24 protein-coding genes, 1 tRNA gene and 1 other RNA gene are annotated in these 24885 nt (G+C 39.7%); 8 read left to right on the top strand and 18 right to left on the bottom strand.

From position 1 onward, the window contains the following. Nucleotides 1-5: 5 nt before the first annotated feature. Nucleotides 6-770 (bottom strand): DUF3450 domain-containing protein, encoded by a 765-nt coding sequence (locus tag ACNKW3_RS19305; RefSeq protein WP_427400978.1) that lies wholly within the window; start codon nucleotides 768-770, stop codon nucleotides 6-8. Nucleotides 771-1227: 457 nt separating this feature from the next. Here ACNKW3_RS19305 and ACNKW3_RS19300 point away from each other — a divergent pair, with 457 nt between their 5' ends. After that, entirely contained in the window at nucleotides 1228-1515 is a 288-nt protein-coding gene (locus ACNKW3_RS19300; protein WP_427400977.1) for a late competence development ComFB family protein, read from the top strand. 7 nt (nucleotides 1516-1522) lie between these two features. Here ACNKW3_RS19300 and ffs read toward each other — a convergent pair. Further along, nucleotides 1523-1619: signal recognition particle sRNA small type (gene ffs / locus ACNKW3_RS19295), an RNA gene on the bottom strand. A gap of 76 nt (nucleotides 1620-1695) precedes the next feature. Continuing rightward, entirely contained in the window at nucleotides 1696-2748 is a 1053-nt protein-coding gene (locus tag ACNKW3_RS19290; RefSeq protein ID WP_427400976.1) for a Glu/Leu/Phe/Val dehydrogenase dimerization domain-containing protein, read from the bottom strand. A 211-nt stretch (nucleotides 2749-2959) separates the two neighbouring features. Here ACNKW3_RS19290 and ACNKW3_RS19285 point away from each other — a divergent pair, with 211 nt between their 5' ends. After that, nucleotides 2960-3418, top strand: a complete 459-nt coding sequence (locus tag ACNKW3_RS19285) for an Lrp/AsnC family transcriptional regulator (protein ID WP_427400975.1) — start codon at nucleotides 2960-2962, stop codon at nucleotides 3416-3418. 21 nt (nucleotides 3419-3439) lie between these two features. On the opposite strand, the gene maiA is transcribed toward ACNKW3_RS19285, so the two are convergent. The 6 genes from maiA to pspA all read right to left on the bottom strand — a co-directional run bounded on the left by maiA (nucleotide 3440) and on the right by pspA (nucleotide 8237). Continuing rightward, nucleotides 3440-4099, bottom strand: coding sequence for a maleylacetoacetate isomerase (gene maiA, locus ACNKW3_RS19280; RefSeq protein ID WP_427400974.1), 660 nt, complete (start codon nucleotides 4097-4099; stop codon nucleotides 3440-3442). A gap of 12 nt (nucleotides 4100-4111) precedes the next feature. Continuing rightward, on the bottom strand, nucleotides 4112-5668 hold the full coding sequence (tyrR, locus tag ACNKW3_RS19275; RefSeq protein WP_427400973.1) for a transcriptional regulator TyrR: 1557 nt from the start codon (nucleotides 5666-5668) through the stop codon (nucleotides 4112-4114). Nucleotides 5669-5771: 103 nt separating this feature from the next. Continuing rightward, nucleotides 5772-6572, bottom strand: coding sequence for a phenylalanine 4-monooxygenase (gene phhA, locus ACNKW3_RS19270; protein ID WP_427400972.1), 801 nt, complete (start codon nucleotides 6570-6572; stop codon nucleotides 5772-5774). A 193-nt stretch (nucleotides 6573-6765) separates the two neighbouring features. Further along, complete coding sequence (gene pspC, locus ACNKW3_RS19265; RefSeq protein ID WP_427400971.1) at nucleotides 6766-7224, bottom strand: envelope stress response membrane protein PspC; 459 nt, start codon at nucleotides 7222-7224, stop codon at nucleotides 6766-6768. Then, nucleotides 7221-7460 carry an envelope stress response membrane protein PspB gene (pspB, locus tag ACNKW3_RS19260; protein ID WP_427400970.1) on the bottom strand — a complete coding sequence of 80 codons (240 nt, stop codon included), beginning with the start codon at nucleotides 7458-7460 and terminating at the stop codon, nucleotides 7221-7223. The genes pspC and pspB overlap by 4 nt, the downstream gene beginning before the upstream one ends. 69 nt (nucleotides 7461-7529) lie before the next feature. Next, on the bottom strand, nucleotides 7530-8237 hold the full coding sequence (gene pspA / locus ACNKW3_RS19255) for a phage shock protein PspA (protein ID WP_427400969.1): 708 nt from the start codon (nucleotides 8235-8237) through the stop codon (nucleotides 7530-7532). 204 nt (nucleotides 8238-8441) lie between these two features. Between pspA and pspF the strand changes: the two genes are divergently transcribed. From pspF to ACNKW3_RS19225, 6 genes are read left to right on the top strand one after another with little or no spacing between them, the layout of a single operon-like run. Beyond that, nucleotides 8442-9551, top strand: a complete 1110-nt coding sequence (pspF, locus tag ACNKW3_RS19250; protein WP_427400968.1) for a phage shock protein operon transcriptional activator — start codon at nucleotides 8442-8444, stop codon at nucleotides 9549-9551. A 1-nt stretch (nucleotide 9552) separates the two neighbouring features. Further along, nucleotides 9553-11208, top strand: coding sequence for an ABC transporter substrate-binding protein (locus ACNKW3_RS19245; RefSeq protein WP_427400967.1), 1656 nt, complete (start codon nucleotides 9553-9555; stop codon nucleotides 11206-11208). Next, a complete protein-coding gene (locus ACNKW3_RS19240) occupies nucleotides 11201-12232 on the top strand; it encodes an ABC transporter permease subunit (RefSeq protein WP_427400966.1) in 1032 nt (343 codons plus the stop codon). Before ACNKW3_RS19245 ends, ACNKW3_RS19240 begins: the two co-directional genes overlap by 8 nt. Then, complete coding sequence (locus tag ACNKW3_RS19235; protein ID WP_427400965.1) at nucleotides 12219-13112, top strand: ABC transporter permease subunit; 894 nt, start codon at nucleotides 12219-12221, stop codon at nucleotides 13110-13112. Before ACNKW3_RS19240 ends, ACNKW3_RS19235 begins: the two co-directional genes overlap by 14 nt. Next, nucleotides 13112-14134 carry an oligopeptide/dipeptide ABC transporter ATP-binding protein gene (locus ACNKW3_RS19230; RefSeq protein ID WP_427400964.1) on the top strand — a complete coding sequence of 341 codons (1023 nt, stop codon included), beginning with the start codon at nucleotides 13112-13114 and terminating at the stop codon, nucleotides 14132-14134. The genes ACNKW3_RS19235 and ACNKW3_RS19230 overlap by 1 nt, the downstream gene beginning before the upstream one ends. Next, nucleotides 14131-14925 carry an ATP-binding cassette domain-containing protein gene (locus ACNKW3_RS19225; protein WP_427400963.1) on the top strand — a complete coding sequence of 265 codons (795 nt, stop codon included), beginning with the start codon at nucleotides 14131-14133 and terminating at the stop codon, nucleotides 14923-14925. Before ACNKW3_RS19230 ends, ACNKW3_RS19225 begins: the two co-directional genes overlap by 4 nt. A gap of 71 nt (nucleotides 14926-14996) precedes the next feature. On the opposite strand, the gene ACNKW3_RS19220 is transcribed toward ACNKW3_RS19225, so the two are convergent. The 9 genes from ACNKW3_RS19220 to ACNKW3_RS19180 form a co-directional block, all read right to left on the bottom strand. Beyond that, the gene (locus tag ACNKW3_RS19220; protein WP_427400962.1) at nucleotides 14997-15608 is read right to left on the bottom strand and encodes a hypothetical protein; all 612 of its coding nucleotides are present in this window, start codon (nucleotides 15606-15608) and stop codon (nucleotides 14997-14999) included. Nucleotides 15609-15768: 160 nt separating this feature from the next. Next, nucleotides 15769-16554, bottom strand: a complete 786-nt coding sequence (locus ACNKW3_RS19215; protein WP_427400961.1) for a fimbrial biogenesis chaperone — start codon at nucleotides 16552-16554, stop codon at nucleotides 15769-15771. A gap of 13 nt (nucleotides 16555-16567) precedes the next feature. Then, nucleotides 16568-17047, bottom strand: a complete 480-nt coding sequence (locus tag ACNKW3_RS19210) for a DUF4402 domain-containing protein (RefSeq protein WP_427400960.1) — start codon at nucleotides 17045-17047, stop codon at nucleotides 16568-16570. A 14-nt stretch (nucleotides 17048-17061) separates the two neighbouring features. After that, entirely contained in the window at nucleotides 17062-17973 is a 912-nt protein-coding gene (locus tag ACNKW3_RS19205) for an SPOR domain-containing protein (RefSeq protein ID WP_427400959.1), read from the bottom strand. 120 nt (nucleotides 17974-18093) lie between these two features. Then, a complete protein-coding gene (locus tag ACNKW3_RS19200) occupies nucleotides 18094-21099 on the bottom strand; it encodes a carboxypeptidase-like regulatory domain-containing protein (RefSeq protein WP_427400958.1) in 3006 nt (1001 codons plus the stop codon). Nucleotides 21100-21173: 74 nt separating this feature from the next. Next, on the bottom strand, nucleotides 21174-22304 hold the full coding sequence (locus tag ACNKW3_RS19195) for a sodium ion-translocating decarboxylase subunit beta (protein ID WP_427400957.1): 1131 nt from the start codon (nucleotides 22302-22304) through the stop codon (nucleotides 21174-21176). A gap of 10 nt (nucleotides 22305-22314) precedes the next feature. After that, on the bottom strand, nucleotides 22315-24111 hold the full coding sequence (gene oadA, locus ACNKW3_RS19190) for a sodium-extruding oxaloacetate decarboxylase subunit alpha (protein WP_427400956.1): 1797 nt from the start codon (nucleotides 24109-24111) through the stop codon (nucleotides 22315-22317). 9 nt (nucleotides 24112-24120) lie between these two features. Then, nucleotides 24121-24369 carry an OadG family protein gene (locus tag ACNKW3_RS19185; protein ID WP_427400955.1) on the bottom strand — a complete coding sequence of 83 codons (249 nt, stop codon included), beginning with the start codon at nucleotides 24367-24369 and terminating at the stop codon, nucleotides 24121-24123. A gap of 439 nt (nucleotides 24370-24808) precedes the next feature. Next, nucleotides 24809-24885, bottom strand: a tRNA-Arg gene (locus tag ACNKW3_RS19180).

Raw genomic sequence — 24885 nt, 5'->3', positions numbered from 1 at the left:
GACGATTACTCCGCAGCACTGATTGGTAATTTGATTAGGTCTTCAGGTACTAAGCCCTGCGCCATACGAACAGCCTGAATAGCAGAGTCAAGGTACTCATCACCTAACTCTTCCCATACACGCGATTCATTATTCCACGCATAAGCAGAAGATTGGTCTAATTTAAGTGCTAAAAGAGCAGTTCTACCAAGGTTGAAGAAATCAACAGAAACTTTCTCGCCACCGAAGTCAATTTCACCTTCGTAGCTGCTGATCGTGCGACCATATTGATTTTCTACAGAGTAAGCTTCAAGAACTTGTCTAAATTGTTCTGAAACAGTTACGTCAGAACGTGTCATAGTGTCACGTAAGCGCTCAACTCTATTCAAACGTTCTTCTTCGTGGATTGGAACGTCTAGCTTGATGAAGCTTTCAAGAGTGTCGATCATTCTTGTCATCAAAGGCACGATGTTTTGTTTCGTTTCTTCGATAGAATCAATCTGAGACTGCAAAGAATCGATTACGCGCTGTTGGTCAGCCACTAGACCAGCCAAGTAATCGTTATAAATTTTTAAATTTTCTGTTTGATCGACAACCGTTCTGTATTCGACAAGTAGTTCTTGCGACTGGTCTAATAATCCGTCTATCTTTCTTTGTGATTTAACAGCATCTTCTAAGATTTTGCGTTCTTCGTTTTGAACATCTTCAAGCGGGTTTGCAAGTGCGTTTGAAGTAGTCGCAATTGCTAGTGCGCCTACCACTACCGCCGCAATTTGAGTTCTCTTGCTCATTTTGGACATATTCCCAACCATAAGTTAATTGTCGAACGGGTTTAACGCCGGTCCGACTTGTTTATCATTATTAAGTTTTTGCTTCTTTATACAGAGGCAATCCCCTAAATAGTCACAGGATGTTACATAAATGTCAAGGTCGGTAATACTTTTTAGTAAGGCATTAATTGTCTATGGTAATAAGGCGCCCAACATATACGATTAATTTTTCGCCAGCATGGAGATTGCGCTAATAAAAAAACTAAAATAAACAAATAAATAAGCTGAAAAGCTTTGATGGGTTTATACACAAGATTTAAATTTAAACTTTAGTATACTTTTATTGTAAGCTTTAAAATCCAGTGCTTGTGTACAATTTTCAACAGATTTCAAATCTTATATCGATAACACCATTAAATTTTTGCGCAGTTTTGCAGATATATTGTAAATAAGAATTTAATTATCTACGGTTATAATTATGAAGATTGATAACGACATCCATAACTATTATGAACATTTAGTTTCTGAGAAGATTGACGAGTTAGGTATTGCAGATACGCATTCTGCTGATTACATTGCCGACATAGTATGCTTAGCATTAAATCAACTCCCTCCTCGCTACATTCGATATGAAGTAGATATGGCATTTTATTTACCTAATTCAGAAAGACTTCAAATGGCAATGAATGTCGAGAATGCCGTTAAGAAAGCAGTGAATTATTTGAATGGTGCCGGTGAGAAAAGGCCTAAAGAGGCAACAAAATAATGGTGGCGAACTCCAGCTACATCTCGGCACATAAGTCCCGTGGTACGGCTGCTCCCTTCCGGGCCTGACCGGGTTCCCACGCTATCATTGCGAGAGAACCAGAGTTCACCATAGAAAACTAACGCGACGAATTATGACGGTTAAGCCTTTCGCATGCAAGCGCTAGTTGGGTAATTGATGTTAGTTGATGAATCTTTGTTCAGCTAATTCGTTAGCAACATCTTCTGTACCACGCTGTTCTTTGTTCGCTCTTACTAAAATCTCTTGAACAGTGTCACCAATTGCTTCGAGTTTTTGTTTAGTGATCTCGGCCGTCCCCTGCTCATCTCTTTGATAATAAATATCTATGATGCCACCCGCATTGATGACGTAGTCAGGTACATAAGTGATGTTTTTGGTCACTAGCGCTAAATCTAGTGATTTATCCGCCAATTGATTATTAGCGGCCCCTGCCACTATCGGAGCCTTAATTTGATCTATGCTGAACTCATTTATTGCGCCACCTAAAGCGCAAGGCGCGAACACATCACATTCTTGCTGGTGAATCTGCTCCACTGCCACTATCTGGGCACCGAATTCAGAATGAGCAAGCTGTACATTATCTTCAAAAATGTCGGCGACGATGAGTTTCGCTCCTGCTTGGTGCAGATGTCTAGCTAATCTAAGACCAACGTGACCAATACCTTGAATAGCTACTGTTTTACCTTTCAAATCACTTGATAGTTTATGCGCAACAGCAGCTTTAATGCCACAAAATACGCCATAAGCGGTAGCTGGAGCAGGGTTCCCGTCTGATGTTTCATGCGCTAATGAAAAACGTGCGAAATTACCCGCCACATTTGGCGTCCTCTCCCCCATGGCATTAATATCGGATACCGATATCCCAGAATCTTCAGCGATGATGTAACTACCATTTAACTTGTTAACACAATCTCCCATTGCGCGCATCAAATCAGGCGTTTTATGTTGACGCGGATCGCCAATGATTACCGCTTTGCCCCCACCTTGGGGTAATCCCGCCATCGCCGCTTTGTAGGTCATTCCTTTAGATAATCTAAGAACATCTTTTAATGCTGCAGCCGTGTTTTCGTAAGGCCACATTCTGCAACCGCCCAGGCTGGGCCCTAGGTTAGTATTATGAACAGCAATTATCGCCTTTAATCCAGTTTTTTTATCACTGAAAAACGCCACTTGTTCGTGCTTATCAAAATCTGGATGCTCAAAAACCGCCATTTTAAATACCTTATGATTATTGTTTGCATAATAGTAATGCAGACTGCTGAGGATGTTTGTTGCGTAAATACTTACACTAAAATATTGTCTAAAAGACTTATGCGAATAACTGTCGCAAAACTAGGATAAACATCCTATAATATGGCATAAATTAAATTGTTCTTTTTAAAGTAGTGTTTTTAAATCTAGACTACTCAAGGTAAAAACGAAAATGAAGTTGGATAAATTTGATCGCGAAATTCTTCGTGTTATGCAACGAGATGCTACTGTTTCAATGGCTGAATTAAGTCAATACGTCGGACTTTCTCATACGCCATGTTGGAGACGCGTCAAACGCATGGAAGCCAAAGGAGTGATTCGCCAAAAAGTGACGCTCCTTGATGCTAAAAAGTTGAACTTAGGTGTGTCAGTGTTCATCTATGTTACATTAAAAAATCATGATGGCGATTCCCTGACCAAATTCGAAGCGGCAGTGCAAGATATTGATGAAATAATTGAATGTCACACTACTAGCGGTGATAAAGACTATTTACTGAAAGTTATTGTTAAAAGTATTGAGGAATACGAGCACTTATTAAAATCAAAATTAACCAACTTGCCTTTGGTTGATCACTTGAGCTCTACTTTTGCCCTTAAGCAAGTAAAAAATACCACAGAGTTGCCTCTTTAAACTCTGTGACACTTAAGCGTCTCACACCTTTACTGCGTCGGGTTGATTATCTGGCGCAGCCTTTTGAAACGCATCCAATGCCATACAGTTGTTGTAGACTTTATTAATGATTGGAAATTGCCCTAAATCAACGCCAAACCTGATTGCGTTATATACTTGAGGCACGATACAAACGTCTACCATAGTCACAGCAAAACCATAGGCAAATTTACCCGCTCTGGTTTCCAATTTTTTAGACAAGCCAGTAAAGCCTTTTTCAATCCAATACTTTCCCCAACTTTGTACTTGATCGTTGTCAGCATTGAAGTCTTGTTTAAGTTTATTTAACACCCGTAAATTGGCTAGCGGTTGGATATCACAGGCGAGATCTTGAGATAACATTCTAACGCGAGCTCTATCTTGAGGATATTGAGGCAACAAGGGTTCAGTTGTTGGATATTTTTCGTCTAAATACTCAATAATAGCAAGCGACTGGTTCAATGTAATATCCATATCATCATCAACAAAAGTGGGCACTAAGCGAGATGGATTCAATCTCAAATAATCTTCAGAATTTTGCATCCCACCATTTTCTACTAAGTGCACAGGGATATAGCTATAGTCAATTTTTTTCAAATTTAATGCGATTCGCACACGGTAACTGGCAGAAGAACGCCAATACCCATATAGCTGTATGCTCATGTAAAATTCCTACTAATGCTTAACTGTACTTTTATTGATACCGTATTCGCGCAACTTGTTCGCAATGGCGGTATGACTTAAGCCCAATTTTTTGGCCAACTGTCGAGTACTAGGATAGGACGGATATAGCCTTTTTAACATATCTTTTTCAAATTTTTTAACTTCTTGCTCTAGGCTTCCATTAAAATTTTCATCAATGTAAGTTACTCTTGTATTGCACACAGGTAATTGAATTGCCTCTTTTGTAATCTCTTTTCCTTCAGATAATGAAATTGCTCTATACAACGCATTTTTAAGTTGTCTGATGTTTCCCGGCCACGGATATCCCTGTAAATAATCTATACAAGCTTTACTGCAGTTCGGTGGCTGAATACCAAGGGTTTTGCTATGTTGAAGAAGTAACTTATTGGCCAAAGGCACAATATCTTGTTTTCGTTCTCTAAGAGGAGGAACAACCAATGACAACACATTTAATCTGTAATATAAATCTTGTCTGAATTCACCTTTATCTACTTGATCAGATAAATCTTTACAACTAGTACATATGATGCGGCAGTCAATAACCTTGACTCGACTATCCCCTACCTGATGATAGGTGCCATATTCGAGAACTCTCAACAATTTAGCTTGCAAATTAGCTGACATTTCACTGACTTCATCAAACAATAAGGTTCCACCAGCAGCCTGTTCAAATAAACCTTGTTTACCCTCTTGCTGACCAAAAGCACCTGGCGCATAGCCAAATAATTCTGTCTCTGCAACATCATCAGGTAAGGACGCACAGTTCAATGATACAAACTCACCGATGGCGCGTTTACTATTGTCGTGACAGGCTTTTGCTAATTGCTCTTTACCTGTTCCAGTTTCGCCTGTTATGAGGATGTTGCCGTCAAGTTCCGACATTCGTTTAGCTTCTCTTAATACCTTACGCATGGCAGTGGATTTTGCGACAATGTTGGTGAAACTATCCCCCGAAGAAGTATTTAATAACGTGTATTGGAGACCAAGGCGAATTTGAGATTTAAGCATTACAACTGCCCCAGCATAAACCGCTTGTTCATTTTCTTCAGAAACATCAATCGGTAGTAAATCACAAATATAGTCTTGTTCTAAAAAGCCTACTTTCTGCGTTTGTGCACTGGCCTCATTACCTTCTAACCACCTAGGAATATTGATGCCCTCAAGGAATTCACTAATGTTCATGGCTAAAATAGCTTCGGATGTCATCTCAAGCGATCGTTTGGCAGCATCATTGAATAAAATAATCTTGCCATTCGTATCGACAGCGAAGACTGGATCAGGCAGAGATTGTAGAATTGCTCTTAGTTGATTTCTTTCCCTTTGTATGGGCATAAAGGCAGTCGTTTTTACATCAGTAATTCCATCAACTCGCCTAAGTTTGGACATTAATGTTTGAAAATCTGTAAATTCGATAGTTGGAAAATCCAAGAAAATTTTCCCCAACGCATCAATTTCAATGCCGCGTAAATCAATGTGGTAATCAGTCAGAATATTTAGCACATCTTGAGTTATACCAACTCTATCTTCACATGATATTTCTAAACGCATTTCATCAGAGTCCTAATGTTAAAAATACACACCAAAATTTCTCGCAATAGCCAAATAAATACGCGCTTCAAATACATTAGATCAACATACACATGGACTCTGCCTAACTGGCATTTTTGAAATTAAAGGGAAATTTTGGCTCGTACAATCCCAAGGATTTAGCTTTTTCTACAAGAGACATTACATTCATTTCCGCTAATTCATACAGATGTTCGAAATCAGCTAGCACATAATATATGGGTTGCATTATATCGATACGATAGGGCGTTCTTAACACATCTAGCGGCTCTAAAGGCTTTCGTTCTGGTTCGTCACTTTCTAGGGCATACAAGGTTTCACCTGGAGATGACAAAATCCCACCGCCGTATATTCGTAAACCTTCTGATGAATTCACAAGACCAAATTCAACTGTGAACCAATACAATCTAGCAAGATAAGCTCGATCTTCTTTATTCGCAGCTAACCCTAACTTTCCGTAGGTCTGAGTAAAGTGAGCAAAAGCGTGATTGGTGAGTAACGGACAATGGCCAAATATTTCATGAAAAATATCAGGTTCCTTTAAATAATCAAATTCATCTTCACTGCGAATAAAAGTGGCCACTGGGAATTGCTTATTGGCAAGTAAAGTGAAAAATTCAGTAAAATTGATAAGGGCTGGCACAGGCGCAGTTTTCCACCCTGTGGTTTGTTGTAATACCTCGTCGACATTGTATAGTTGTGGAATCTCCTCACTAGACAACTGAAGCATCTTAAGTCCATCTAAATATTGCTGGCAGGCACGTCCATCTAACAAGGCACTTTGTTTGTTATATAATCGATTCCATCGTTCATTTTCTTCTTCTGTCCACTGGATATAGCCTTTGCTATCAGGTTGACGTGACAGGTATTTTGTTGTTTTTGACATAGTTGTTTGTAATTAATAAAACACTGGCAAATGTTAATAAAAAGTGAATAAAAATCTAAGCATTTCACTTCTCATTAAACTTATATTACCAGTTGATTTTGTAAATATTTAATTACATTTAGGATAATAAAATCCCCAGCACCTAACGCAGTGCTGGGGAGATTTGTCATTCGAAATTGAGATAAATGTTTTGCTAAAGCTTTTTGATTTCGCGGTTTAATTGAAATTCATTGGAGGTAACATAACTTTCTATTTTACGTAACCTGTTTTCGGCTCTTATGAACTTCTGTTGCACCTGCTTAAATGCTTCTCTTGGCGCTTGGCCTGCTCGCCATACTGTATCTTTAACTGAAACTTTGTCACTATTTGGGTTTACGTACCCCTTGTATTTCGCATCAGAAGGACTTTTAGGGTTACTGGCATTTTCTTCGTTGTATTGATTATATTCATAATCTTCAGGCTTTTTGTCTAAAATTGCCCACAACAACACGTAACCAACAAAAATAAAGGGACCTGTCGTAAGTAAAAACGCTGTTACGGTTAATATACGAACTAGCCAAGTTTCTATGTTGAAGTATTCAGCTATCCCTGCACAAACACCTGAGATTTTACCTTGTTTGGGATTTCTAAACAGGTTTTTACGGTAATTCATGCTCGCTCCCTCCAACTTGGTGACTCTGAATCTAATATGGCTTCAAGGGTTTTAATTCTATCGCTCATATGTTGTTCACGTTCAACTAGCTCTTGTAACACGTGGCGCTCTCGCTCTGACAATCCCTGCGAAACCACTTTCTTGCTACGATAGTGAAAAAACAACCAAAGGGGCGCAACAAAAACCATGAATATGATAAAGGGAACACCCATAAAAATTACAATCAGTTCGTCCATTTGCTGTCTCCAATCAATTTATTACAAGGAGCGAGCTTTTTCTTTAAAAGCTCGCTGAGTCTCAATCAACTAAGCCTTTTTACTTTTTGGCTTAACTTCAGAAACTGAAGCTGACCCACTCTTACCCTGCATTTTCTTTTTCAAAGCAGCCAACTCATCATCAATTTTACCATCTGATTCTAAGTCTGCAAATTCGTCCTTAAGTGACTTCTTACCTAAGTCATAAGCTTCGACTTGTGACTCTAAGTCATCGATTTTGCGTTCAAACTGCTCAAAGCGTCCCATAGCTGCATCGACGGCTGAAGAGTCCAAGCGCTTTTTTACTTGGAGTCTTGAGCTCACTGTCTTCTGACGCATAATAATGGTCTTCTGACGGCTTTTGGCATCGGCCAATTTTTCTTGAAGCTGTGCCGTTTCGTTTTGTAGTTTACTTAATTCGTCTTCAATAAGTGCTAATTCTTCTTTCAAAGCATCAGCAGCATCATTGGCTTTTTGTTTCTCTTGCAAAGCAGCTCTAGCTAAATCTTCACGATCCTTACTGATCGCCAACTCTGCTTTACCTTCCCAATCTGCAGCTTCCTGCACATATTTGTTAATCTGATGCGAAACATCTTTTTTGCTCGCTATTGTTTTAGCTGAAGCACTGCGCACCTCGACCAAAGTATCTTCCATTTCTTGAATGATTAGACGCACCATTTTTTCTGGATCTTCGGCCTTATCTAAAATCGCGTTGATATTCGAATTGATGATATCGGTAAAACGTGAAAAGATTCCCATAATTGTTACCTCAGTTATTTATAAATCCCATCGTCGGGGTTAATGACTTACTAACACTATACAAGTAGCTTGCCAGTTTTTAATTAAATACTATCTAGTTGTTTTTAATACTTATTTTGCCAATCGAAATATAACTGGCTTAGGATTTTATTTTGAAGTAGACTAGATTTTAGTGAATTTGACCAACTGTTAAGGAAATCCTCAGTGAGTAGGTTTTCAAAAAGTGACAACCTTATTGGTGAAGCTAACAGCTTTCTAGAAATACTTGAACAAATTTCTCAACTTGCCCCTCTTAATAAGCCCGTTCTAGTTATCGGCGAACGTGGAACTGGTAAAGAGCTTATTGCTGCTCGACTGCATTACTTATCAACTCGATGGGAGCAAAATTACGTTAAACTCAATTGCGCAGCCTTAAATGATAACTTATTGGAAAGTGAACTATTTGGCTATGAAGCAGGTGCGTTTACTGGCGCTGGTAAGCGCAAAGAAGGTCGCTTTGAATATGCCCATGAAGGTACACTTTTTTTAGATGAACTAGCAAACACCTCAGCTTTAATTCAAGAAAAGTTACTTCGCGTCATTGAATATGGTGAATTTGAACGCGTTGGCGGCACCCGTACAATTAAAGTAGATGTTAGGTTAATTGCAGCAACTAACGAAGATTTGCCGAGTTTGGCTGAAGCCGGTGAATTTAGAGCGGATTTGCTGGACCGTTTAGCATTTGATGTAGTTACAGTTCCACCTCTTCGAGAGCGTCGTGAGGATATAATGACGCTGGCAGAACATTTCGCAATTAATATGGCGCGAGAATTAGAACTCGAATTTTTTAGCGGATTTAGCAAAAAAGCCACTCAAACACTCATGGATTACCATTGGCCTGGTAATATCCGAGAATTAAAAAACGTAGTTGAGCGTGCGGTATATCGAAACTCACCCCACCTACCTGTGCATGATATAGTGTTAGACCCTTTTGAATCTAAATTTAGACCTCAGCAACGCATTAAGGCAGCCGCACCTCAAGCCACGTCGGACAATAAGGCTGAAACGCAAGAAACTAGAGTTGCAAAACCTGCAGCAGAAAAGACTGAAAGTACTCAGGAAGATAATGACAAGCTATCTGTTATTAGTAATTTAATAGAATGGCCTATCGATTTAAAACAAGCAGCGCAAGACTATGAAATTGATATGATAAAAAAAGCCTTGTCTGAATCTCAATTCAATCAGAAAAAAACTGCAGAAAAGTTATCTTTGACGTATCATCAACTTAGAGGCTATTTAAAAAAATATAACTTACTTGATAACAATAGCATTTAGCATGAAATCTTATCTGGCAAACTTGAGTAGAATTCTCATCGCGTTACTACTTTGCGGTTGTCTAGCGGCCTGTGAAAAGCGTGATATTCAACATATAAAAAATGCTGTGGTTTATTGTTCGGAAAGTAATCCATCAACCTTTAACCCTCAATTAGATACTTCAAGTACCACTGCTGACGCAACAGCTCATCAAATTTACGATCGTTTATTAGAATTCAATCCGGAAAATGGTCGTATTGAACCTGGCTTGGCAAGTAGTTGGTTAGTCAGTGATGATGGTTTAACTTACACCTTTCAACTCAGAAGAGGCGTAGAGTTTCATACTACTGCCTATTTTACCCCATCACGTTCTTTTAATGCTGATGATGTTATTTTCAGTATTGAACGATGGAAAAATGAATCTCATCCTTATCACCATGTAAATGGTGGAAGTTACCCTTATTTTGATAGCTTAGGCTTGGCCGATACCATTAAAGAAGTAAGACGCATTAATGGTTATAGAGTAGAAATAACCTTAGATAGTCCAGACAGCTCGTTTTTAGCCAATTTAGCTACTGACTTCTCAGTGATGCTTTCCGCCGAATATGCCATGAAGTTGTTGGCAGAAGGCAGTCCAAGTAGGCTTGATCGATACCCTGTAGGTACCGGCCCTTTTAAATTTGTTCAGTTTCGGCAAAATCAGTTTATCCGATACCAGCGCCACGAATCTTATTTTCGACCGTCTCAAGGGATAGACCAGCTGATTTTCGATATCACTCAACGTAGTTCTTTACGCATGGCTAAACTTATCACCGGTGAATGTGATGCAGTTGCTTTTCCGTCGCAAAACGATTTGGTTGTGATCGAAGAAAGAGAAGATTTAAGCCTGTACGAAGAGCCTGGATTAAACATAGGTTATTGGGCATTTAATACAAGTAAACCTCCGTTTGACAACCCAGAAGTGAGAAAAGCATTAGCCTTGGCGGTTGATAAAACCTCACTAATAGATGCTGTTTATTTAGGCCAAGCGACTAGAGCTAAGAGTATAGTACCCTCAACCTCTTGGGCATACGAATCTGGCGCTCGCGAATTAGGCTACAACCCAGTTAGAGCCCGAGAAATCCTTACTGAAGTTGGGTTACCAGCAAACTTTACCATGGATATTTGGGCCATGCCGGTTCAACGAGCATACAACCCTAACGCGTTGAAAATGGCACAATTAATTAAACGATATTTGGAAGATGTCGGCATTGAAGTAAACATTGTTAGCCAAGATTGGAATTTATTTCGCCAGAATTTAACCAATGGTTTTCACGATTCCGTACTTATAGGTTGGAAAGCTGACAATGGCGATCCAGACAACTTTTACCGCCCTTTACTTACCTGCGATGCCATACCTTCAGGCACAAACAGAGCACTTTGGTGTAATAAGGATTACGACGCGTTAATTGAACAAGCCTTATTGACGGATGACATAGAAAAACGTAGAGCTATTTACCACAAAGCAAACTTATTAATCTTTGAACAGTTCCCTTTAATGCCTATTGCCCACGCTTATCAATATCAAGCGACAAGAGCAGATATTACTGGAATGGAAATAAACCCTTTTGGTGGTATTAGTTTTGAACGAGTAAAACGCATCCAAGCGATACAGGAAGCAGAGGTGCGTAATGATTAAATTGAGTATCCGTTATATCAATTTAATCGTGCTGACAGTATTTGTGTTGCTGGTATTTTCGTTTTTTCTTCCTTATTTATTTCCTGGTGACTTACTTACTAATATCACCGGTATTACCCCAGAAACTCAGCAACAACGAGAAGCGCTGGAAATAGCCTTTAAGTTAGACAAATCTATTTTTCACCAGTTTGTGTTTTATATAGAGAACTTGTTCTCTGGAAATTGGGGTGTGAGTACTGCCACTCAACAAAGCTTAAAAACTGAAGTAGCTCTATTTTTCCCGGCGACAATTGAACTGGTTGTGTATGCTCTTTTGTTTTCTATTTTAGTGGGAATTCCACTCGGTTTTATTGGTGGGCTGCGCCATCATAAAGGGTTTGATTTTCCCATAGTAACTTTTTCTATCGTAGGCTATAGTTTTCCCGTATTTTGGATTGCGCTAATATTCATAACGGTTTTTTGCCTTCAATTAAATTGGCTTCCAACCTCAGGAAGATTAGATTTACTGTATGATCTTCCTTCAGTCACTGGGTTTGTGTTAATTGACATTGCTTTGTCAGATATCGAAGACAAATCTGCTGCATACAAAGATGCCTTTCGCCACCTTATATTGCCAACACTAGCAGTATCTGTAGTGACGACAGCTTTGTTTGCCCGTTTTGTTCGGCGCAGCATAATGGATGTGATGGAAAAATCGTATATTATTGCGGCCAAAAGCCGAGGCTTCAGTCCTTGGCAAATATTTTTAAAACACGGATTTAAAAACGCGCTAATTCCTATTTTGCCCATTTTGGCGTTGCAAGTATCCACCTTAATCACTAATGTAATGATTGTGGAAACAATTTTTTCTTGGCCGGGCATTGGTAAATGGTTAATTGAAGCAATTTACCAACACGATTATCCTGCCATTAGAATAGGTATGTTAGCCGTTTCTATTGTGGTAATGATACTTACTATTTCAACAGAGTTTTTAACTCGAGCCATAGACCCAACGAGAGAGAAGGTAGAGCATGCAACGTTTTAGTCACTACCAAGAAGAATACTACCCTTCTCCACTTATGCATGTGTGGATTGAATTTAGACGATCCCACATTGCTTTGATAGGTTTTATACTGCTGCTAAGTTTCTTTACTATTGCGTTAATTGGTCCACTTTTAGCGCCTTTCGACCCAGATTTACAAAATACCAATGCCATATTATTGCCCCCTGCATGGGAACCTAACGGTACTGTGGTACATATTTTAGGGACCGATGGTTTAGGCAGAGATGTGTTATCCAGATTGCTGTACGCAAGTCAAATAACCTTTGGTAGCAGTTTGTTAGTGGTCATAGTCGCGGTTGTTGTAGGGGTGAGTTTGGGCGCGATTGCTGGACTATTAAGCGGTGTCAAATCGAGCGTTGTGAATCATCTATTTGATAGCATAATGTCGATTCCCACTTTACTCATTGCCATAATTATTGTGGCAATTCTTGGCACTGGTTTAGTCAATAGCATGTTAGCCATCACGCTTGCGCTTATTCCTCAATTTGTGCACCAGACTCGTACCTTTGTCAAAAGTGAACTGCAAAAAGAATATGTTTTGCTCGACAAGCTAGACGGTGCTCGGCCATTACAAATATTCACTCACTCAATACTACCAGGTATGGTTGAGCTTATTGTTGTCCAAGCGTCATTAGCCCTGTCTATTGCAATTATAGACATATCAGCACTTGGCTTTCTCAATTTAGGTGCGCAGAGTAATTTTATCGAACTTGGTCAAATGCTGTCGCAAAGCTTAGATGTTGCCTATGTAGCTACTTGGTTAGTGGCGCTTCCTGGTTTTTTCATTTTACTTATGGTGTTAAGCGTTAATATTGTGGGTGAAGGCCTACGTTCTGCCTTAAGAAACAGGTTATCTCACTAATGGCATTATTAGATATAAAAAATCTGAGTTTATACATTGATACGGGCAACGAATCTATCAAGGCCTTGGATAAAGTAAGTCTTACATTGGATGAAGGTGAAATTAGAGCACTGGTAGGCGAGTCAGGTTCAGGAAAATCCTTGATTGTACGTAGCATAATCGGTGCCTTGCCCAGCAACTGGTCAATTAAAGCTGACCGAATCAATTATAAAGGGCAAAGTTTACTGGGCATGTCTCGAAGTAAACGAAGAGAAGTCATGCGAAGAGAAATCGCCGTGGTTTTTCAAGAGCCGACCTCAGCTCTTGATCCTTCGGTGAATATTAAAGAGCAAATCAAAGAAAGTATTCCTCCAGAACTAATCGATAAAAAATGGTTTTGGCAACGCAGTAAACAAAGAGAGCAGCTTGCTATTTCTTTATTGCATAAAGTCGGTATTAAAAATCATCAGCGATATTTAGATAGCTATCCACACGAAATACCGACCGACGTTAGCCAAAAAATTATGATTGCTATGGCCTTGGCTTCTGAACCGAAAATTTTGATCGCAGATGATTCTACTCGCGGAATGGAAAGTACCACCAAAACGCAAATATTGCGTTTATTGACCAAATTAAACAAAACCAAGAAATTAGCTATTTTATTTGTGAGTCATGATCTGTTAGCTATCACAAGTATGTCCCATACGATGACAGTTCTTTATTGTGGTCAAACCGTAGAGTCAGGAAAAGTAAAATCCTTATTAAAGCGCCCTCTTCACCCTTACACCAAAGCTTTGTTAGACAGCGCGCCTAGCTTTCAGGTGTCGTTAGCGCCAAAATCACCATTGGTGGCTCTTGAAGGCACAATTCCAACCCTTCAACATTTGCCAACTGGCTGTCGATTAGGCCCGCGCTGCCCAAATGCTAAGAAAGATTGTGTTATTGCCCCTGTTCCACGAAATATTCAAGAACACTATTACAGCTGTCATTTTCCATTACATTTGCCTAATGTGAAAAAGGCTGATCGTGAGGTGCATTTGTGAAGCCAATACTTGACGTAAAATCAATCGAATATACTTACGTCAGTCGGCGTGGTTTTTTTAGTCCTGAGCAAAAATTTCATTTAGGGCCTATCAGTTTTCATTTAAACGCCGGTGAAACCATTGCTATTGTAGGGAATAATGGTTCAGGGAAATCACTCATTGCCAAAGCATTGGTTGGCGCTATTAAGCCTGAAAAAGGTGAAATAGTCATATTAGATGATGACGACATAGGACAAAATTCAAAATTCCGGACTCGCGCCGTTCGCATGATTTTGCAACATAGCGTTAATTCGTTAAATCCGGCACTTTCCATTGGCAGTATTTTAAACAAACCCTTGCAAATAAACTCAGATTTAGGGGTTGACCAACGTAGAGAAAAAATCGAACGCACCCTAGTTCAGGTTGGATTACTTAGAGAACACTACCACTTTTATCGCCATATGTTGTCTGATGGTCAACAACAGCGGGTGGCCTTGGCTCGAGCTTTGATTCTTGATCCAAAAATCATAGTCGCAGATGAACCTTTCGCCGCATTAGATCCTTCCGTGCGTTCACAAACTGTGAATTTGATTTTAAAATTGCAAAAAGAATTAGGCCTAGGTTTTGTGTTTATTTCACACAATATCGGCATCGTCCGGCATATCAGTGATCGTGTATTGGTGGTAGATAGAGGAAAAGTCATCGAAGAAGGAAGTACTCAAGAAGTATTTGCGAACCCTCAACAAGCGGTGACTCAAAAACTGGTTTATTCACATTTTAATTTGGTTGAAAAACATTTTAGTCAGATGTAAAAAAGCCCGCTTTATTGCGGGCTTTCGAATGACGTCGTTTCGCGCATTTAAACGTTTAAATGCATAACTTCTTAGTATTGCACTTCCATTACGAAAGTACCTGAGTAAGTACCGTCAGAATAGTTTGTTTGCGCAGTAGTTGCGTCGTCAGTTTCTAAAGTTGCACCTAAAGTAAAGCCAGCTTCACCGTTGATGTCAGTAGTTACTGAAGTGCCGTTTGCAGTTGCACCTGTTTCACGGAAAACTACAGAAGTTACACCGAATACAGCAGTACCAGGAGCAGCAGCTGAGTTAACTAGATCGAAGTCAGAAACTGCGTTTAAAGTAATTGAAGTAAATGGCGCAGCATTAGTAATTGCGAACTCTGCTGGTGTACCTGAACTGATTACACTTAGTTGAGCTACAGTAGTAGCACCACCAGCTACTGCTACTGAACCAGTTGTACCTGCTGGTGAAAGAGCGAAACTAGCAACACTTACGTTAGTTGTGTCGTCAGTTGGGTCTGAATCTACGGTTGCGCGAACTGTTCCGAAATCTAGAGGCGCTACTTCAGCTAAGTCAAAAGCGTTTTGAACTACTACTGACGCACTAGAGGTTACAGACTCTTGTGCCATTGCTGAAGTCGTACCCAAAGCCGCAGCGGCCGCAAATAATGATACATATAATTGATTGCGTTTGAACATGGATTTTCTCCGTTTGCTTAAATAAAAATCAATGACACAGTACGCAAGACAGCTTGCGACAACTCTGTCAGCTTCTTTCGAAGCAGTTAAGGTTTTATGACCTACAAACAAGCTATCGGCATTAATTTACAAACCTTAATATTTTTTTTAAGTTTTTATTTTACATACGCAATTTTTGGTCTATGAACACAGTTCCACTGTGCTCTTTCTCACCAATGTACTTCAAAACAAATTCACTCTGATTGGCATACTGGGCGTACTCTGGAATTCTAACAGTTGTCTTTGCGCGGTCGAGTTCTTTAAATATACTGATGTTATTTGCTAATCCAACTCTTTGCCCATCTTTGGTATAAATTTCTAAACGGCCGTAGGCAGATTGCTCACCTCTTTTAGCCAACGTAAGTTTTAAATCAGCACCGCCATCATTTCTTCTATCTATAGAATATTCAACAACAGACGCTTCAACATGGAGCTTTTTTGGTTGATAAACAACCGGAATGCTATAACTCACCAACATATTGATCTTCATCTTCATACCTTCTGATGTATCTTCAGGTATAGTCTCGTCTTCAGGCGGCAGTGCAATGAATTTCAAATGCGAACGATATTCGCTGTCTGTCATGCTACCCTTTTTACGCAGTTGCAGTTTTATCGTTTGTCTTTCACCTGGTCCTAGGCGGACTTGTCTGGGTGTCATTCTAACGTAAGGACTGAGGGCTGAAACTTCAGCAATGGGCTCCTCAAACTCTTTATAACCACCCTCTTCCAAGGCTAAGTATTCACCCCACTCAATTCTATAGACTCTAGCCTTGGTGGTAGTATTGATAAGAATAACTTCTTTCATCCTTTCTCTATTATCGAAATTTACTCTAGTTGGTGAAATAAGTAGATTGGCAAAAATGTTCTGACAAAATAATAAAATTGAAAGAAAAATTACTATTCGCATAAACTGAACTTCCTTAATAATTAACAGTAATAACTAAACGACAGCTGTAGGTGGTATCACCAAACACTAAGCTACCTGAACCTGAGGTTTCTAATCTTCCCCCAACGCGCAATAATGCAGTCCCATCGCTGCCTATATTAATAACAGAAACTGTATTAACAGCGGTTAAGGTAAATTGCTCTGGGGAAAATGCGTCACTGGTGGTTTGCGCTTGTACAATACCGCCGGTAACAAATAAGTTAGCGTTTACCGGATAATCCACTAAACGAAACTCTCCATATTGCGGAGGCTCTAACACAGCAAAGTTGGTACTAATACTAATATTGCCTAAAGAGTCGACTTCAATATGCCCGACTGAAGAGTTATCCAGCACAGCCACGGAACCAAAAGATAAAGGCGTTACTTCTATTATTTCTTGACCATGACTGACAAAAGAACAAATAGCTAGCAGGCTTGTGATCAATAAATAACAAAGTCGAATTTTCCAAGTCATCTTGTTAGCCATTTTTATAAGGTACTGCCTTCAAACTTGGCACTGGCGCAATAATCACCTTGAGATTTAATTTGTTTGCACACCTGCATGGCATCATCTTTAGTTTTAATTGGCCCTAAACGTAACGATAAAAACGTTTTATCTCTGACTTTAACTTCAGCGACTTTAGGACTTAAGCCACAGATATCATCTTTATATTTTTCCACTAGTTGCTTATAACCTGTCTTAGCACTATTCATAGTGGAAAATGAAGCTAGGTGAATCGCAAAGGTGCCTGATGTACTAGTTGCACATTTATCTGAACTAAAACTATCTATTGATGCTGAGCTAGCCGGTTGAAATTTAACAAGCTGCTCACTACTGGATGCATTAGGCTGCATCGAGTTTTGACGGCTATTAACTGCATTAGCATTTGAAAATTTAGCATCCACTTCTGCTATTGTTTGAGAAGTATCGCCAACACTCATCACTGGAGCAGCTGATTGCACTTTAACTTTATTATTTCCGGAAGCATCTGCAGCTTTACTGAATTTATCTACATCACTTGTACTAGGTGTGACATTTTTTATTGGTGTCGAAGCTTGATTGACTATTAATTCTCCCAGTTCAGGTAGTCCTTCACTTGTTGTGGTCTCATCGCTGGGAATAAAAGAAGGTTTATCTTGCTCTTTCAGTGTTTGAGATAAATAGGCTAAATCTGACTCTAATGCAATAAGTCTAGCGATATCTGGTTTTAGGGCTTTAAAATCGGCAATATTGTCTTCGATTTCCTGTTTGGTAAAGCGCCCTTTCTCGTCACTACCGTATTTTTCCTGATTGTAATTAGAAATTAATTCTGTTTTAAATTCATCAGTAAGTAGACAACCATTCAACGTCAGTACTAAAGAAAGTACTAATAACTTGGGTAGTTGTTGTGTCAATTTCATAGTTTGTCCACCTTTGCATGGCTTATTAATTAATTTCCAAGAGTCAAAAACCCGACAAAAAATGGTTAATTTTGACAGTTTTGACCTTACAAGGTGGATTTTGCAAATACCGATCCAAATCTACTTATTATTTGCAAAATAAACGGTATGGGAACTGATCTGGCAATCAGATAGGATTTGTTTTAATTGTTCACAAAGGAAGTCGGCATCTTGTTTATCACTGACGAAGCTTAGTCCTAAAGTTAAAGTGTTATCATTGAACTTATGCTGAAAAGGAGAAACACTAATATTTTGATTCAGTGCAGACAATTTATTTGATACCACTTCATAATATAAGTTGAGATAGGTGGCAGTTTCAAACTTACCAGAATGAACAACATAGCCCTCCATGCTTTGTTTTTTATTTAACTTAATATTGAAATCAAAAAACTGCATGCCTTGCTCGGCAACATTTAACGCCATAGGTTCAAAATCTGTAAACGCATTTTCTAACAAAAAGTCTTTATTTATTGTCAGCGAATAATTGTGGGGTAGTAATCCAAAGAAATAATAGTAACCGTCAAACCCGGACTTTATGCGATAGACAATTTTACCTTTAGCATCTCTAATTTCTATAGGTACATTCGGCACCAATTGCACTCGACCGTATTGATCAACGTAAGATACCTCACCTTCTATTTCTCCTCCTTCTAATAAAGGATAATTAACCAGTGCAACGAGTCCAGGTCGAGGAGTTACCGAAGTGTCTATAGTTGATTGAATAAGTAAAGGATCGCTAATGGTTGTTCTGTCTAACTTAATATCTGTTTTGTTAAAATTACGAAGGTTATCTAGCTGCGCGATACCAATCACGTCTGTATCGGCTACCTTTCTTGCTTGAGGTGCTTCAACCTTAACTTCGGGAAGCGCAATATCGTCAGCATCATAAACCCTGTTGTTATTTACATCATGGTAAACACGAACCAGTATGGTGCCAGTATTGGCTAGGGATAACCTATCTTGAATATAACCAAATTCAGTTGGTGCTTCAGACATAGAAATTCTTGCACTCAACATTATTGATGTGTCAAATAAGTCTGAATGTTCTATCCTCGCGTTAAGTGCGTAAAGATCACTCTTCCAATCAACACCTAAGCTATAACGTGTATTTTCTACAGCAAAAGAATGTGCAATTTCAGCACGCAGAGATACTTTATTAAAGGCGTACCAATTGGTCGCAATAAAAGCTGAATCAATATCAAAACTTTCATCCACTTCTTTCGAGTATGCAATACCTGCCCGGGTAAACACTCTACCAATTGGAGACACTAAACTTAAATTACCTATAGTACGGTCTTCGGTGTTGCCAAATTCATCTTCCGTATTTTGATAACTCAAGCTGTGATTTAAGGACACCTTTTTAAATTGCAGTGAAAGACGATTAACTGCTGCTATTGCTTGCGTACCCGTTAGGTTTTTTGAATAACGTAAATCCGTTTGTTGAAATATCTTTAACCATTCGCTTGTTAGTAAACTACCGGATATTGAAAAAGATGAATTGTAACCTACATCTTCGTTTCTACTCTCAGTTGTATCCTTGATGACACCAAGCCTTGCGGCCATAGTTTGCCCCCAAAATGCAGTTCGAGCGGCAAATTCCATAGAATGAGAGTTATTTTCTAAATAACGATAATCAAAATTCAGCATCAAACGTTCGAAAGGTCGGTAAGCGAACCCTGCAGTGTATGTATTGTCTATTGCTTCAGAGCCAAATCGAAGACTGTGTCCAAGATTAACCGAAAAGTTGTCAGCTATGGCCATATCGTAACGACCATTTAATGCATAATCTTGTACTGCCAATTCAGAAACATCTTGAAAATTAAACAGTGTTTCGTTGTTTTGGCTTATGGATATTTCATAAAATGGAGTGAAACTATCGCTGAAAGAAGCACTTAATACCTTTTCCTGGGTCTCTCTTTCAACCTGACCTTGAGGACCATATTTCACAATCTCAAATTCATTTAGTCCTGAATATAATGGAATATCTAAAAACTCATACCGACCGCTTTGTTGATCAAAGGCTTGTGCGACTAAAATACCGTTTTGATAAAGCTCTACATCCCATCCTGCCTGAACAAGCCCTGTTATATTTGCTTGCTCCTGCAAGGTTTCATTATTTAGTGGTTTGTTTGAAATTGCCACGCCTCGGCTAAGAGAACTTGATTCTCGCCCAACCCTAACAGGCTGAATATCCCCAAAGTTTAAATTAGTCATCCCTAGAGGACCAGAATTTCCATCTAACCAATACTTGTTAAAATCTAGGGTACCTTGGTTGACTATATCGTCGTCATTACCTGCAAAATAAAATCCAGCTGAAAGACCGAGCAAATCCTGCCGACCAAGTAAATTATAACCAGCATTAAAATCACGATCCTCACTTTCGACTCTTCGGCCTTGTACCGTAGTAACCAAATCCATCGTTTGCGGCGATCTTAAGGCATAACCAAAATCGTGATGCTGTTCTTTTGCGTCACCAACGCGATTTGAACTATATAATTTAGTGGCTTTCCTTTTTTTAGCTTGTTGAAACGGCCACAACACTTCATTTTTTGATAAGAGCTCTAGTCGTTCTTCATCAAAGGTAAAACTCGCTTTAAACCATTCCGCCAGCACGTCCGAACGTACAAATAGTTCATCGCCTTGAATGATTAAATCTTGTTCGGTTAAAAATCCTGCATTGCCATTAACGTCTACAAAAGCGATAGCTCCTGCTGGATAGCTTTGAATATTGGTGATATCCGGGCTGGCTTTTAAACTAAAGGTGTTATCTTGGGTTGCCCACCAACCTGCATATTCCACACTTGCCGAAGTACTTAAGTTTTTGATAGCAAAACCAGCAGAATTGGTAAAGTCATCTAAAAGGATATAATAATGATTATCTTTAACAATGGTGTAGACTTCACCATATAGGTATTTATCAGCAATAAGAGAGAATAGTAGCTCTTCTCCGTCTGCATATCTTAAGGCACTACCTTGGGCTTCAGAGGGTGATTGAGAATAAACCGGCAACGCAATGCAAAGCGCAATAGACAACGAGACTATTGTTTGTTTAATTATATATGCGACATTTTTAGTGTTGTTTTGCACGCGTCAATTTACACTCGGATACTGGATTTAGCTATCCGAATGCAAATTGTGTTCCAAACAACTTTGTTTTGCTTTTAACCCACCAGCGCGAGCAGAATACCAGCGGCTACGGCACTGCCTAATACGCCGGCAACATTGGGGCCCATAGCATGCATTAGTAAGAAGTTATGAGGATTAGCTTCTAGGCCGACTTTGTTTACCACCCTTGCCGCCATAGGCACAGCGGATACGCCTGCAGCCCCTACTAATGGGTTAATATTATCCTTACTGAATTTGTTCATAACCTTGGCCATTAACACACCAGCAGCTGTTCCTATACCAAAAGCAACAGCACCTAAAGCCAAAATCCCGAGGGTCTCAACCGTCAAAAATTTATCAGCGCTTAACTTGGAGCCTACGGCTAACCCAAGAAAAATTGTCACTGTATTGATCAGTTCGTTTTGCGCCGTATTACTCAATCGATCAACTACTCCACACTCTTTTAAAAGATTTCCAAAACAGAACATGCCAACAAGCGGTGTAGCCGATGGAAGGAAAATCAATGTCAGCATCAAAACAGCCATAGGAAAAAGAATTTTTTCTTTTTTACTCACAATCCTGAGTTGTGCCATAGGCAATTTACGTTCTTCTTCACTGGTCAAGGCTTTCATTATTGGCGGCTGAATGATAGGCACTAACGCCATGTAAGAATAGGCAGCAACGGCAATTGCACCTAAAAGCTCAGGTGCTAACTTCGAAGCTAAAAAGATAGCTGTTGGTCCATCTGCTCCCCCTATTATGGCAATTGCAGAAGCATCTTTAAGACTAAACTCGAAACCTGGAATAGCGTTTAGCATGATGGCGCCAAAGAGTGTGGCAAAAATGCCAAATTGAGCGGCGGCGCCAAGTAACAACATACGAGGATTGGCAATAAGGGCGCTAAAATCTGTCATAGCGCCAACGCCCATAAAGATAAGAAGTGGGAAAACCCCAGTATCAATACCTACATGGTAGACGTAGTACAATAATCCGCCTTCTTCGCTAAAGCCAGCTAAAGGGATATTGGTCAGCAAGGCCCCAAAACCTATAGGAATAAGCAGTAAAGGCTCAAACTTTTTTACGATGGCTAAATAAAGTAATACACAGCCAACCAACATCATTATGACTTGGCCAATTTCGAAGTGAGGTAGCGCTGTGCTTTGCCACAGCGTCATTAACTTATCCATAACCGCTACCTCAACCTATTGCCATTAACGCTTGTCCGCTTTGCACTGTGTCGCCTTCTTTGATTGAAATAGACTGTACAGTACCCGAACAAGTGCTTCGCACTTCTGTTTCCATTTTCATAGCTTCGAGGATTAAAATAACATCCCCTTCATCTACTTGGTCTCCTTGATTGACCAACACTTTAAATATGTTTCCGGCAAGTGGAGAATTAATTGCCTGTACATCGGCAGCGGGTGCAGGCGTTGTGTTGGTTGTCATTTGAGCAGCCTGATGAGCCCCGGTCGCAGGTATTATCGACGCAAGTTCACCACTTGCAGCCACTTCCACGCGATAGACTTTACCTTCCACTTTTACATCATAACTTGCAGCTTCTCCAGCGACAGGTGATGTAGAGGATGCATCTATTTCTTTTCCTGGTTCTAATGGAGCAGGCTCAAAGGCCGCAGGATTGTCGCGGTTTTCGAGAAATTTCAATCCAATCTGTGGGAATAAAGCATAGGTCAGAACATCATCAATCTTTTCATCAGCAATCTTTAAGGATTTTTCTTTGGCTATTTCATCAAGATCAGTTTCTAGAGTTGCTAGTTCAGGTTTAAGCAAGTCTGCTGGACGACAAGTGATTGGTTCCTGCCCTTCTAGCACTCTATCTTGAAGCTCTTTATTAACAGCAGCAGCCGTAGCGCCATATTCACCTTTGAGTACGCCTGCGGTTTCTTTGGATATAGACTTGTAACGTTCACCCGTTAACACGTTAATAACAGCTTGAGTACCAACAATTTGCGATGTAGGTGTTACTAGAGGAATAAAACCTAAGTCTTCTCTTACACGAGGAATTTCCTGCAACACCTCATCAAATTTATCTTGAGCGCCTTGCTCTTTTAGTTGACTCTCCATATTGGTCAACATGCCACCAGGAACCTGTGCTGTTAAGATACGCGCATCAACGCCTTTTAGGCTACCTTCAAATTTTGCATACTTAGCTCTAACATCTCTAAAATACGCTGCAATATCAGATAAACTTTCTAAATCAATGCCAGTGTCTCTTTCTGTTCCTTCAACAATTGACACCATAGTTTCAGTAGCGGAATGGCCGTAGGTCATCGACATTGAAGAAATAGCGGTATCTAGCATATCAATACCAGCGTCAATAGCTTTTTGGTAGGTCGCTGTACTTAACCCTGTGGTTGCATGACACTGCATTGCAATAGGGACTGTTACCGTGCGCTTAAGCTCAGTGACCAACTCTTCACAATCATAAGGTTTTAATAGGCCCGCCATATCTTTGATACAAATTGAATGAACCCCCATGTCCTCTAGTTTCTTCGCCATATCTAACCAGAAGGCTAATGAATGTACTGGACTCACGGTGTATGCAAGGGTACCTTGTGCATGACCACCTACCTTTATAGTACTGGCGATGGCAGTTTCTAGGTTTCTTACATCATTCATTGCATCAAAAATTCTAAAAACATCAACACCATTTACATGTGCGCGTTCAACAAATTTCTCAACAACATCATCCGCGTAATGACGATAGCCTAAAAGGTTCTGACCTCGTAATAGCATTTGTTGCTTAGTATTTGGCATTGCTGCCTTCAGTGCTCTAATTCGTTCCCAAGGGTCTTCCCCCAAATAACGTATACAGGCATCAAAAGTAGCACCGCCCCAAGTTTCTACGGACCAAAAGCCCATTTCATCTACGCGCTTTGCGATGGGTAACATGTCTTCGATTCGTAGGCGAGTTGCTAAGAGTGATTGATGTGCGTCACGAAATACCAGTTCCGTTAACTTTAGTGGATTAGACATAAAAAGCCCTTATCTAGTTGTGTGTCGATGTACGTGAACAGCAGTGCTTATCGCAGCCACAATGTCTGGGTTTATTTCTGTCGCAGCTTTCGCTTGAGTTTTATTTTTATTGTTATTTGCTTGTTCTTCTTTACTAGGAAAAGCACGCACAAAAGCTTCGATTGACTTAATACCGCCGATTAATAAGGTTAGAAAGGCAAAGACTACCACCATGCCTACTGCTAATAATAATCCTGCTTCCGAAAGTTGATCAGCCATGTGCCATCCTCTTACTTCTTGAGTGTCAAAAATCTGTCATAGTAAATATCACGACAGTTGGTAAAACTCAATCAAAAATAGAGAACATAAAGAGTATAAATACTTAAAATATTCATTTTTTATACAAAGAACTGCGAATATATGCAAATTTAACGAATAATTAACAGTTTTTATTCACTTATCCACGCTTGAATCTTCTATACATGAAAAATTAGCCTTTGCATAGAAATAATGGAGCCGTAAATAATGGAGCCGTAGTTCATTCTCACCAACCAGCGGGACGTTACTTGTCTTTTTACGTTAAAGGTGAGAATGAACTACGGCTCCATTATTAAATGAACTACGGCTCCATTATTAATTTGTCAAACCTGATCCGTTTCGGCACCTGCCAAAGGCTTCACATACAAAAAAACCACCCGATGGGTGGTTTTTTTGTATGTGGCGCGTGCGGAAGGATTCGAACCTCCGACCGCCTGGTTCGTAGCCAGGTACTCTATCCAGCTGAGCTACGCACGC

Origin of the sequence: Glaciecola sp. 1036, from assembly GCF_050306235.1 — a bacterium.
Classification (GTDB): domain Bacteria; phylum Pseudomonadota; class Gammaproteobacteria; order Enterobacterales; family Alteromonadaceae; genus Glaciecola.
This window is presented reverse-complemented; position numbering and strand designations above follow the sequence as displayed.

What these genes read in the sequence shown, in the direction of transcription:
- phhA (WP_427400972.1), bottom strand. Translation starts at nt 6,572, where the DNA reads ATGTCAAAAACAACAAAATACCTGTCACGTCAACCTGATAGCAAAGGC.
- ACNKW3_RS19185 (WP_427400955.1), bottom strand. Translation starts at nt 24,369, where the DNA reads ATGGCTGATCAACTTTCGGAAGCAGGATTATTATTAGCAGTAGGCATG.
- ACNKW3_RS19230 (WP_427400964.1), top strand. Translation starts at nt 13,112, where the DNA reads ATGGCATTATTAGATATAAAAAATCTGAGTTTATACATTGATACGGGC.
- tyrR (WP_427400973.1), bottom strand. Translation starts at nt 5,668, where the DNA reads ATGCGTTTAGAAATATCATGTGAAGATAGAGTTGGTATAACTCAAGAT.
- ACNKW3_RS19240 (WP_427400966.1), top strand. Translation starts at nt 11,201, where the DNA reads ATGATTAAATTGAGTATCCGTTATATCAATTTAATCGTGCTGACAGTA.
- oadA (WP_427400956.1), bottom strand. Translation starts at nt 24,111, where the DNA reads ATGTCTAATCCACTAAAGTTAACGGAACTGGTATTTCGTGACGCACAT.
- ACNKW3_RS19205 (WP_427400959.1), bottom strand. Translation starts at nt 17,973, where the DNA reads ATGAAATTGACACAACAACTACCCAAGTTATTAGTACTTTCTTTAGTA.
- ACNKW3_RS19215 (WP_427400961.1), bottom strand. Translation starts at nt 16,554, where the DNA reads ATGCGAATAGTAATTTTTCTTTCAATTTTATTATTTTGTCAGAACATT.
- ACNKW3_RS19305 (WP_427400978.1), bottom strand. Translation starts at nt 770, where the DNA reads ATGAGCAAGAGAACTCAAATTGCGGCGGTAGTGGTAGGCGCACTAGCA.
- ACNKW3_RS19300 (WP_427400977.1), top strand. Translation starts at nt 1,228, where the DNA reads ATGAAGATTGATAACGACATCCATAACTATTATGAACATTTAGTTTCT.
- maiA (WP_427400974.1), bottom strand. Translation starts at nt 4,099, where the DNA reads ATGAGCATACAGCTATATGGGTATTGGCGTTCTTCTGCCAGTTACCGT.
- ACNKW3_RS19220 (WP_427400962.1), bottom strand. Translation starts at nt 15,608, where the DNA reads ATGTTCAAACGCAATCAATTATATGTATCATTATTTGCGGCCGCTGCG.
- ACNKW3_RS19210 (WP_427400960.1), bottom strand. Translation starts at nt 17,047, where the DNA reads ATGACTTGGAAAATTCGACTTTGTTATTTATTGATCACAAGCCTGCTA.
- ACNKW3_RS19290 (WP_427400976.1), bottom strand. Translation starts at nt 2,748, where the DNA reads ATGGCGGTTTTTGAGCATCCAGATTTTGATAAGCACGAACAAGTGGCG.
- ACNKW3_RS19245 (WP_427400967.1), top strand. Translation starts at nt 9,553, where the DNA reads ATGAAATCTTATCTGGCAAACTTGAGTAGAATTCTCATCGCGTTACTA.
- pspA (WP_427400969.1), bottom strand. Translation starts at nt 8,237, where the DNA reads ATGGGAATCTTTTCACGTTTTACCGATATCATCAATTCGAATATCAAC.
- ACNKW3_RS19235 (WP_427400965.1), top strand. Translation starts at nt 12,219, where the DNA reads ATGCAACGTTTTAGTCACTACCAAGAAGAATACTACCCTTCTCCACTT.
- pspB (WP_427400970.1), bottom strand. Translation starts at nt 7,460, where the DNA reads ATGGACGAACTGATTGTAATTTTTATGGGTGTTCCCTTTATCATATTC.
- ACNKW3_RS19195 (WP_427400957.1), bottom strand. Translation starts at nt 22,304, where the DNA reads ATGGATAAGTTAATGACGCTGTGGCAAAGCACAGCGCTACCTCACTTC.
- pspC (WP_427400971.1), bottom strand. Translation starts at nt 7,224, where the DNA reads ATGAATTACCGTAAAAACCTGTTTAGAAATCCCAAACAAGGTAAAATC.
- ACNKW3_RS19285 (WP_427400975.1), top strand. Translation starts at nt 2,960, where the DNA reads ATGAAGTTGGATAAATTTGATCGCGAAATTCTTCGTGTTATGCAACGA.